Genomic DNA, 8,307 nt, shown 5'->3' with positions numbered 1-8,307 from the left:
TGGGCCCCCCGCCCGGCCGGGCCATCCGGGGTTGGGGGGCGTGAAACCCCGGCGGGGCCCGGGGGGGGGGGGGGGGGGGGTCCGGCCCGGGGGGGGGTCGGGCCGGAACGACGGTGCGGGTTCAGCCGTTGTCGGCGTCGGGGTCCTGATCGGCGGACCGGTAGCGCTTGGTCTGCCGCAGGATCTGGTTGCGCTTGACGTCGAGGGCGTCGGCGATGTCCTGCTGCGCGCCGTGGTACCGGCTCTGGAGGCGGTCGATCTCCTGCCAGAACTCGGTCTCGATGCGCTCGTGTTCGACGTCGCGGCGCTTGCTGGCCTGGGCGACCAGGGCGCGCAGTTCGGCGCGGGCCTGGTCGTCGGGGCGCGGGGTCATGGCTGACTCCAGTGGGGAGTTGAGGGACGATGTGTCTGCCCCCTGCTCCTTCTTGGAGCGGGTCGGGAGGCCCGGGGCGGCCGGCGAACCTTGGCCGGGATGGCGGCCGCCCCGGGGTGAGTTCACCAGACGCGGCCGTTGTGGGTGGACGTCTTCAGGTCCAGGTGACCGGCTCCGCGCACCCGGATGTTGCCGTTGTGGGTGCGGGCGGAGCCGCGGCGGCCGTTGTAGGCGCCGACGGTGATGGAGCCGTTGTGCGTGCTCGCCTCCAGCTCCTGGCCGACGCTGTCGACCAGGACGGAGCCGTTGTGGGTCTCCGCTTCCAGGACCTTCACGCCGCCCGCCTGGAGCGAGCCATTGCGGGCGTCGAAGCGGATGGTCTCCAGGCCGCCGCGCACGGTCGTCTCCGCGCTCTTCGTGCTCACGGCCAGCGAGGAGGCGGCGGGCAGGATGACGTCGACGGTGATCGTGCCGGTCGCGCCGCCGACCTTGGCACCCTGCTGCACGACGACCTGGCCGTTGGCCACGATGCGCTGGCCGCCGACCCAGACGTCGCCGTCGCTGATGGTCACGCCGGTCATGGTGCCGGTGTTCACGACGCCGCCGTTGAAGCTGAAGGTGGAGCCGCCGATCTGCACGACGTTGCTGCCGCTGATCCCGCCGGCCAGGTCGTCGGGGACGGCGACGGTGAGCGTGTTGCCGAGCTCGGTGAACTGGGTGTCGTTCACCGCGTCGGCGACGGGGCCCTCGGTGGCGGCGGTGTGCACGCGGACCCGGCCGTAGACGGCCTTGGGGTCGACGGTGACGTTGACCGCGCCGTTGGAGACCGACAGGTCCAGCTCGGTGGCGCCGGCGGTGTTCATGACGTGGATCTTCTCGCTGGTCAAGGCTGCTCCTTGGTCGGAGAGGGCGGGGATGGCCCCCGCACATCAATAATGCATCCTTGAAGGATGCATTTCTAGAGGTTGGCATCTTTTAAGGATGCCTTTTTTGTTTGTGCAGGTCAGGCGGCTGCCGTGGCGCTGTCCAGGTCGACGCCGCGCAGGGCGTCGAGGACATACGCGTCGAACCGGTCCTGGTGCTGGGCGGCCACGGTCAGGTCGACGGCGCGGCTCCAGGCGTAGTGGCGGGCGTCCCGGCTGACGTCGGTGTCGGCGAGGAGCCGGTTGGCGGCTTCGCCCGCCAGGCGCTCGGACCACCTGTGTGCGGCCGACTCGCGCCAGGCACGGGAGGTCGCGAGGGCCACCGACCGCGCCCACGAGCCGCTGCCGCTGTTCCGCCCGCCGCACAGCTCCCAGTTCCAGCGCCGCTCGCGCATGCCCTCGGGGTCGGCGTCCCAGTCGGCGGCCCACCGGGCGGCCCGCTCGGGGACCTGCTGCTGGATGACGTCCAGGACCTCACGGCCGCCGGCCCCGAGGGCGCGCCAGGCGTCGGTCTCCTCAACGACGCGGATCTGGTGGGCGAGGAGCCGGTAGGGGTAGTGGTGCTGGCTCCAGTTGCCGGTGTCGCCGACGGGCTCCACGATCCACAGCCGTACCGGCCAGGTGACGGGCCAGATACCGGTGTCCTCCAGTGCCTCGCCGACGCGCTTGACCATGCGGAAGTACGAGAAGTCGCTCTCGTCGAACCACTTGTTGCGGCAGGGGTTGGGGTGTTCGACGACCTGACCGACAGCGTCGGCAAGGCTGACCGGCGTCCCGGCCCGCCGGGAGAGTTCGATGATCCCGTCGGCGGGGGTGGCGATGTACCAGGTGACAGGCTTGCGAGCCATGGGGGTCCTCCATCAGGGGTGTCGGCGGCCGGAGCCGCTCATAACTGGCTGTCGATCGGGGTGCGCGGGGCGCCCGCGCTGACGCGGGCGCCCCAGATGGTGCTCATCCGGTGCTCTCCTCCGGGCGCTTGAGGAGCTGCTCCAGGGCCTCGGCGGCCTGCTCCGCCTCGGGGGAGTCCGGCCCGTACCGGCGCCGGGCGTCCAGGTAGTCGTCGGCGGCCTCGCCTCGGCCGAGGTTCGTCATCGCGGCTGTTCATCTCCTTCTCCGTGCAGGGGTGCTCATCGGCGGCACGGGCTCACGCGCGGACCGCGTCCGCGTACTGCGCTTCCAGGTCGGCGCGGCCTTCGGGGTCGTCGCCCTGGAGGTCGTGGTCGTCGGCCTCCTGGTCGACGTCGTCGAATCCGCGGTGGACGGTGCAGACGGTGTCCGGGTCGCTGTCCATGGCGCCGGTCAGCGCCTTGTGCAGGTCGGTGACCGAGTAGACCGGCGCCCACGCCGGCCCGGCGCACTCCGGGTCGACGGGGCAGGGCAGCAGGACGTCGAAGCCGAAGTCGCCCTCGCCATCGACGTCCTCGCGCAGCGCGAGGGTGAGGGACTGCTGCCCGAGGCGGATCTCCGCGACGCGGTCCCGGCCAGTCACCAGGCCCGAGCCCGGCCGCCACCGCCACAACGGCAGGATCTCCGGGCCGAAGAAGCGGCGGGCCAGCCACAGGCCGCCCAGGCCATCGCTGCCGTCGCGCCCGAGATCGGCCTCCCGGACCTGCGAGAGCCGCTCCAGGAACAGCTCCAGGCGGTACAGGGCGTCGGCGAAGACGACCGTGTTGAATCCTTCGGCCGCGAGCCGCTGGTGCGAGTAGACCATGGCCTGGTGCTGGGCACGGACGACGTCCTCGGGAACGCGCCGGTTGTCCGGCCGCGGGCCCTGCCGCTCCAGGCACAGCGACACTGACGTGGCGACGACGACCGCGACGGTCGGCATGCCGTGCCGCTTGGCGGCCATCACCAGCTCCACCCGCACGGCCTGTTCGACGTTGGTGGCGTCGATGACCGTGTTGAGCTTGCGGGCCATCCGGCGCTCCAGGATCAGCTTGAGGACGTCGGCGGCGTCGCCGGTCGCGTCCTGGTCGCCGGAGTCGTCGCTGACCGTGCCGCGCAGAGCATCGAGGGAGAGGACCTGGGAGGCCGGCCAGGTGCGGGCGAGCGTGGACTTGCCCGCGCCGGAGGCGCCGATCAGCACGATCAGCCCGTTCTCGGGCAGTTCCGGGTACAGAACCGAGGTCATGCGACATCTCCTTGCGGGTCGAGGGAGCAGGCAGCCCAGTTCAGGCGCTGCCCGGCGTTGTCGGTGATCAGGGCGGCGGCCTCGTGCAGGGGGCAGGAGGCGTCACCGTCGCGGTCGGGCTCGATCTGCTCCGCCCGGCGGGCGGCGGCGGTGACCATCTGCGCGAGGGCGGGGAAGAGGCCGCCGGGGACGTCGACGTCCTCCTGGAGCTCGCGCAGGATCGCGGCGAGCACGAGGGCGTCGACGTCGTCGGCGTTCAGGTCGTCCTCGATCTGCTGGACGGCGAGGGCAGCGATGCCGACGGAGGCGCGCACCCGGTCCAGGCGGGTGCGGGTGCGGCCGGTCACCGGGTGGTGGCCTTGGTGGTGGCGACCAGGGCGGCGACCGTTTCCCAGCCGTGATGCCAGGCGGAGTCGAGGTGGAAGGCGCCGTTCATGCCGAAGTCGGCGAGCTTGTAGAAGTTGCCCTTGCCGGTCTTGGTGGCGATCCTCTCCAGCAGGCCCTTGCCCGGGACGCGTCGGTCCGCGGCGTAGTGGGTCGTGAAGGAGATGGCGAGCGCGGCCGCGGCGGCGGCCGGGTGGACCCGGATGCCGAGCGCGCGGGCGCCGGCCCCGGCGACGATCGCCTGCGTGACCGTGTAGGTCAGGCAGTGGTGAAGGCACGCCTTGCGGCCGTCGGCCGTGCCGTGGGTCGTCTTCTCCTTCGTGTCCGGGTCCTCGTAGGTGACCGGGTGGTCGTCGGAGGCGCCCTTCACGCGAGCGCAGAAGTCGTCCTGGATCCAGAAGTCTCCGAGGGCGCTGGCCGCGCGGGTCAGTCCGAGCAGGGCGGCGAAGACGGCGGGGCGATGCTGCATGCTGGGTTCTCTCCTGATCTCGAAACGGGGTGAGGGAGCGGGCGGCCGACCTTTGCCGGTGCTGCGGCCGCCCGGGTTGTACGGGCCCGTCCCGGTCTGGACGGTCGGGACGGGGTTCGGCTCACGCGGCCAGCCGGTGGACAACCGGGGCCGTGGACGCCATGTAGGTGCCGGGGCTGGGCTCGAAGCCCTTGTCGCAGGGGTCGCAGACGCCCTGGGTGCGCAGCGGGAGGCAGAAGTAGTACCGCCGACGGCACCGGGGGCACGTGGACCTCGCTGCCATCGCCCGGTCCAGCGCCTCTTCCTGAGCGAGCGTCGCCTTGCGCTTGGGCTTGGCCAGGTCGACGCGGAGCAGGAAGCCGCGGGTGGGATGGGTGCACGACCACTGCGGCCGGGTGGCGCACAGCTTGCAGCGCAGGATCGCGACCGGACCCTCGTTGTCACCGGGGCTCAGGCCCATGTCCCGCAACTGCCGCCTGGTGACGAGCCCTTCGGGCACCGTGCTGCGGTCGTACTCGGGCAGCGCCGCGTCACTGCGCGGCACCCGGTTCACCTCGCGGCGGCGGCGCCTCGTCTTCTGGCGCGGCATCACCTGCTCCAGGCGCCGGGCAGCTGCTGAGGGCGGTGCGGGTAGCGGGGGCCGGGACGCTGCGGGCAGGGTCGGCCGATCCGGCGGCGCGGTCTGGGGATGAGCATGAGCGGTTCCTCCAGATGTCGGTGGACAGCAAGCACGACGCCCGCCGACGGTTCGTCGGCGGGCGCGGTGCGAGGCGGCCGGTCGGCCTGTCCAGCCCTCGCCCCGCCCTGGTCGGGTAGGGCGTCGGGTAGGGCGGGGACCAGGCGCGGGGGGGTGGGCGGTGGTGCGCGGGCCGGACGGCCTGGTCCGCGCCCGACCGCGTGGGTTCGAGTGCGAGGCAGGTGGTCCGGAACGGGTCAGAGGCCGCGGGCGTCGGCGAGGCCGGCGGCCTGGTAGACCATGCGGAGCGGGACGCGGGCGGAACCGTGTGCGTCGTTGAATGACGGCACGGAGTCGACGTCGTCGCCGAACGTACGGCGGATCGCGTCCAGGAGCACGGTGGCCGCGTCGGCTTCCAGGCCGCTGTCGCCGCGAGCCTCGATCCGGATGGCCCCGAGCATGCAGCGGGCGCCGTCCTCGTCGACCAGGGCGCCGGAGCACCAGCCGCCGGTGAGTAGCCGGTGGTGGGCCCGCTGCAGAAGGGCAGCAACCGGGGTCGGGGAAGGCTCCGGCGGAGGCTGGAGCGTCGGGGTCAGCGGGACAGTGACGACGTCGGCCAGGTCCACGGGCTCGGTGTCGATGTGTGCCGTGTTGACCTCGTAGGCGACCTTGGCTTCGTCCAGCCTCACGCTCATCGCCGCGTTGATGAACGTCAGGCGTTCCTCGAGGGACAGTTCCGCCGGCGGCGCGGGTGCTGTGGCGGCGCGAGTGGTCGGGGCGGGCTGGTCTATGACGGGGCTGGTCGGGGTGTGCGGCATCGGGGCTCCTGGGGCGTCGAAGGCGCGGGGTGGGGTGGCGGCCTTCGACGCCGGCGGCCGGGGCGTTGTCAGATGCCGGAGATCCAGCCGGTGACGGTGCTGATCACGTCGGTGATGAACGGTGCGGCGCCGGTGGAGGCGAGGAAGAAGCCGAACCCGGCGCAGGCCAGGGCGGGCAGGAGGCGTACGGAGCCGCCCCGGATGAGGACGAAGACGACGATGCCGAGCAGGACGACGGCGGAGATCGATACGGCCACGGGCGGTGTGTCCTTCCAGGTGTGGGCAGGGCCCGGCCGGTGCGGCCGGGCCCTGCGAGCGTTGGCTGCGGGGGTGGGTCAGACGCCGGAGAGGTTCTTGATGGCCTCCAGCGCCTGGCGGGGCGAGGTGACCGCGTCGCGGCGCGTGGCGGACTTCCCGCCGCCGCGGCGCGGGCCGCCGCCCTTCTTGGGAGCACCGTCGTCGTCGCCGTCCTCGCCGTCGCCCGGCTCGTCGCCGAACTCGCCGGGCCGGGGCGGCTCGGTCCAGTCGAACCACAGGTCCCGCGCTTCGAGCTCGCGGATCTCGTAGTCGGTCAGGGTGGCGACAGTGTCGGGGAAGTAGCCGTCGATACCGGCCTTGAAGTCCATGAACAGCGTGCGCAGGACGTCCGGCTGCGTGCCTTCCACGATCCAGCCCGCGCCGCCGGTGTTGGAGTCGGCTGGCGGCTCGGGCTCGCCGCGCATCACGCGCTCGATCCGGCCTGCCTCAGCAGGGGAGAAGGAGCGGGGAAGCGGGTCGGGGACGTGCTCGGGCGGGATGCCCAGGGCCTTGAACATGTCGCCGACCTTCTTCGGCGCGACCTTGAGCACGACCGGGATGCAGTTCTCACGCAGGTTCTCGCACAGCAGCTGCGTGAACCCGTCCTGGACGTAGATGGACTGGCCGGCCACCTTCAGGCCGACCGCGTACTTGCGGCCCTTGACCGACACCAGCTCCGCGAGGTCCATGATCTCCGCGCCGTAGTCGCCGTCGCGGGCGGCGGAGAGGAACTCATCGAGGTAGGCGGACAGCATCCGGTACGGGCAGCCCGGCCGGGTCGGGTCCCACTCGTGGACCTCGCCGTCCTCCCACGGCATCTCGCCGCGGATCTCCATGAGCGCGTACAGGACCCGCAGGAGCCGGATCATGTAGAGCGCGCCGACGCCGTAGCGGGCGGTGTGCTTGCCCAGTGCGGCGGTCTTCTCGTCCGGGGCTTCGGTGGCCAGCATGACCACGGCGCCGAACAGGGCGTCGGCCGCGACGTGCAGGCCCATCAGCTGGGTCTTGCCGCCACCGGACGGAGCGACGAACAGGCCGTGCGCTGCGCCCCGGTCGGTGTAGACGCGGTTGCGGGCGGGCTGGCCGTTGCCGAGGTAGCCGGTCACCCACCGGCCGTCCTTGTCCGGGGTCAGCAGCTCCCTTGTTGCGGGGAAGACCTGCGCGAGCGGCGAGCTGTCCCACAGGGAGACCAGGACCTGGCTGCCGTCGACGGTGACGAACAGTCGGCCTTCGTCGTACTTGGTCTTCAGCGCGGCCGCCAGGGCGTGCTTGTTGACGCGCGGCTCGCCCGCCTCGTCGGGGACCTGGGCGATGTAGTGGGTGACCCGGCGGGCGTGGTCGCGGACCTCCTTGACGAACTGCGAGCCGGGCACCGGCCCGCCGACGGCGCCGATCCGGTCGGCCCACCACTCGTGGGCGGTGGGGGCCTTGCGGCGCCGCTCGTTCGCGTCGGGGGTGACGTCGACCTCCTTCCAGGCGGGGCCGCCCTCGCGCCCGTACTGCCGGACAACCTCCCTGAAGGTCACGTCGGTGACGTCCACGCTGAACGCGGCGGCGACCACATCCTGGGTGAGACCGGAGATCGGCCGTCCGGCCTCGGAGGCGCGCAGCAGCAGCGACAGGTCGTTGGGCATGCCGTCGTGCGGGGTGGCCTTGACGACGATGGTGCGGCCGGGCATGCCGCGGTTCTCCCACAACTGACGGACCTGCCGGGTGAAATGGTCGGCGCCGTCGTCCGGCTGCGCTGGGGACGGCTCGGGCGCGGCGGGCTGGAGCTGCGGTGCGGGGGCCGGGGCGGCGAGGGCGGGCCGGTGACGGCGGCGGGTGTGCCGGGAGAACGGCATCACCAGCAGGCCGGCCGCCGCCCACCCGGCGGCGAGCAGGGCGTCCAGGCAGTAGGGGCCCCAGCCGGGCGTGTGCCTCGCGGCGACGTCGACGGCGGCGGCCAGCACGAGCGGTGACCAGCGCAGGAACTTGCGTCCCGTGCCGGGCTCGTCGCTCTTGTACGCCAGGACCCAGCCGCCGACGCCGACGGCGCCCGCCAGCTGCACGACCGTGTTGACGGGGCTGTCGGGGGAGAGGTTCGGGGCCGCGGCGAGGACCGGGGCGGCCAGGGTGTACAGGGTGCGCTCCAGGGCGACGCTGCGCGGCACGGACACGAGGGGTTTCTCCTTCGGGAGTGACGATGGGCGGCCCGCCATCGGTGGGCCGCCCATCAGGGGTTTTCGGCGGGGTT

Annotated in this window: 11 protein-coding genes; all 11 read right to left on the bottom strand. The window is 72.6% G+C overall.

Annotated features, from left to right (window positions below; all coding sequences use genetic code 11):
- Positions 1 to 121: 121 nt before the first annotated feature.
- Positions 122 to 373 carry a hypothetical protein gene (locus ACWEKM_RS24885; RefSeq protein ID WP_451623421.1) on the bottom strand — a complete coding sequence of 84 codons (252 nt, stop codon included), beginning with the start codon at positions 371 to 373 and terminating at the stop codon, positions 122 to 124.
- A 122-nt stretch (positions 374 to 495) separates the two neighbouring features.
- A complete protein-coding gene (locus tag ACWEKM_RS24880) occupies positions 496 to 1,260 on the bottom strand; it encodes a hypothetical protein (protein ID WP_451623420.1) in 765 nt (254 codons plus the stop codon).
- Positions 1,261 to 1,376: 116 nt separating this feature from the next.
- Positions 1,377 to 2,144: a hypothetical protein gene (locus ACWEKM_RS24875; RefSeq protein WP_451623419.1), complete on the bottom strand. Its 768-nt coding sequence runs from the start codon at positions 2,142 to 2,144 to the stop codon at positions 1,377 to 1,379.
- A 103-nt stretch (positions 2,145 to 2,247) separates the two neighbouring features.
- On the bottom strand, positions 2,248 to 2,388 hold the full coding sequence (locus ACWEKM_RS24870; protein WP_451623418.1) for a hypothetical protein: 141 nt from the start codon (positions 2,386 to 2,388) through the stop codon (positions 2,248 to 2,250).
- A 52-nt stretch (positions 2,389 to 2,440) separates the two neighbouring features.
- On the bottom strand, positions 2,441 to 3,427 hold the full coding sequence (locus tag ACWEKM_RS24865; protein ID WP_451623417.1) for an AAA family ATPase: 987 nt from the start codon (positions 3,425 to 3,427) through the stop codon (positions 2,441 to 2,443).
- A complete protein-coding gene (locus tag ACWEKM_RS24860) occupies positions 3,424 to 3,774 on the bottom strand; it encodes a hypothetical protein (RefSeq protein ID WP_451623416.1) in 351 nt (116 codons plus the stop codon). Before ACWEKM_RS24860 ends, ACWEKM_RS24865 begins: the two co-directional genes overlap by 4 nt.
- Positions 3,771 to 4,280, bottom strand: a complete 510-nt coding sequence (locus ACWEKM_RS24855; protein ID WP_451623415.1) for a hypothetical protein — start codon at positions 4,278 to 4,280, stop codon at positions 3,771 to 3,773. Before ACWEKM_RS24855 ends, ACWEKM_RS24860 begins: the two co-directional genes overlap by 4 nt.
- Before the next feature lie 121 nt (positions 4,281 to 4,401).
- Entirely contained in the window at positions 4,402 to 4,869 is a 468-nt protein-coding gene (locus ACWEKM_RS24850; RefSeq protein ID WP_451623414.1) for an RRQRL motif-containing zinc-binding protein, read from the bottom strand.
- Positions 4,870 to 5,213: 344 nt separating this feature from the next.
- The gene (locus tag ACWEKM_RS24845; protein ID WP_451623413.1) at positions 5,214 to 5,774 is read right to left on the bottom strand and encodes a DUF6197 family protein; all 561 of its coding nucleotides are present in this window, start codon (positions 5,772 to 5,774) and stop codon (positions 5,214 to 5,216) included.
- A 68-nt stretch (positions 5,775 to 5,842) separates the two neighbouring features.
- The gene (locus ACWEKM_RS24840) at positions 5,843 to 6,031 is read right to left on the bottom strand and encodes a hypothetical protein (protein ID WP_451623412.1); all 189 of its coding nucleotides are present in this window, start codon (positions 6,029 to 6,031) and stop codon (positions 5,843 to 5,845) included.
- Between the two features lie 78 nt (positions 6,032 to 6,109).
- The gene (locus ACWEKM_RS24835) at positions 6,110 to 8,230 is read right to left on the bottom strand and encodes a chromosome segregation protein ParM (protein ID WP_451623411.1); all 2,121 of its coding nucleotides are present in this window, start codon (positions 8,228 to 8,230) and stop codon (positions 6,110 to 6,112) included.
- Between the last annotated feature and the right edge of the window lie 77 nt (positions 8,231 to 8,307).

It is taken from the genome of Streptomyces sp. NPDC004752 (genome assembly GCF_053601275.1).
This window is presented reverse-complemented; position numbering and strand designations above follow the sequence as displayed.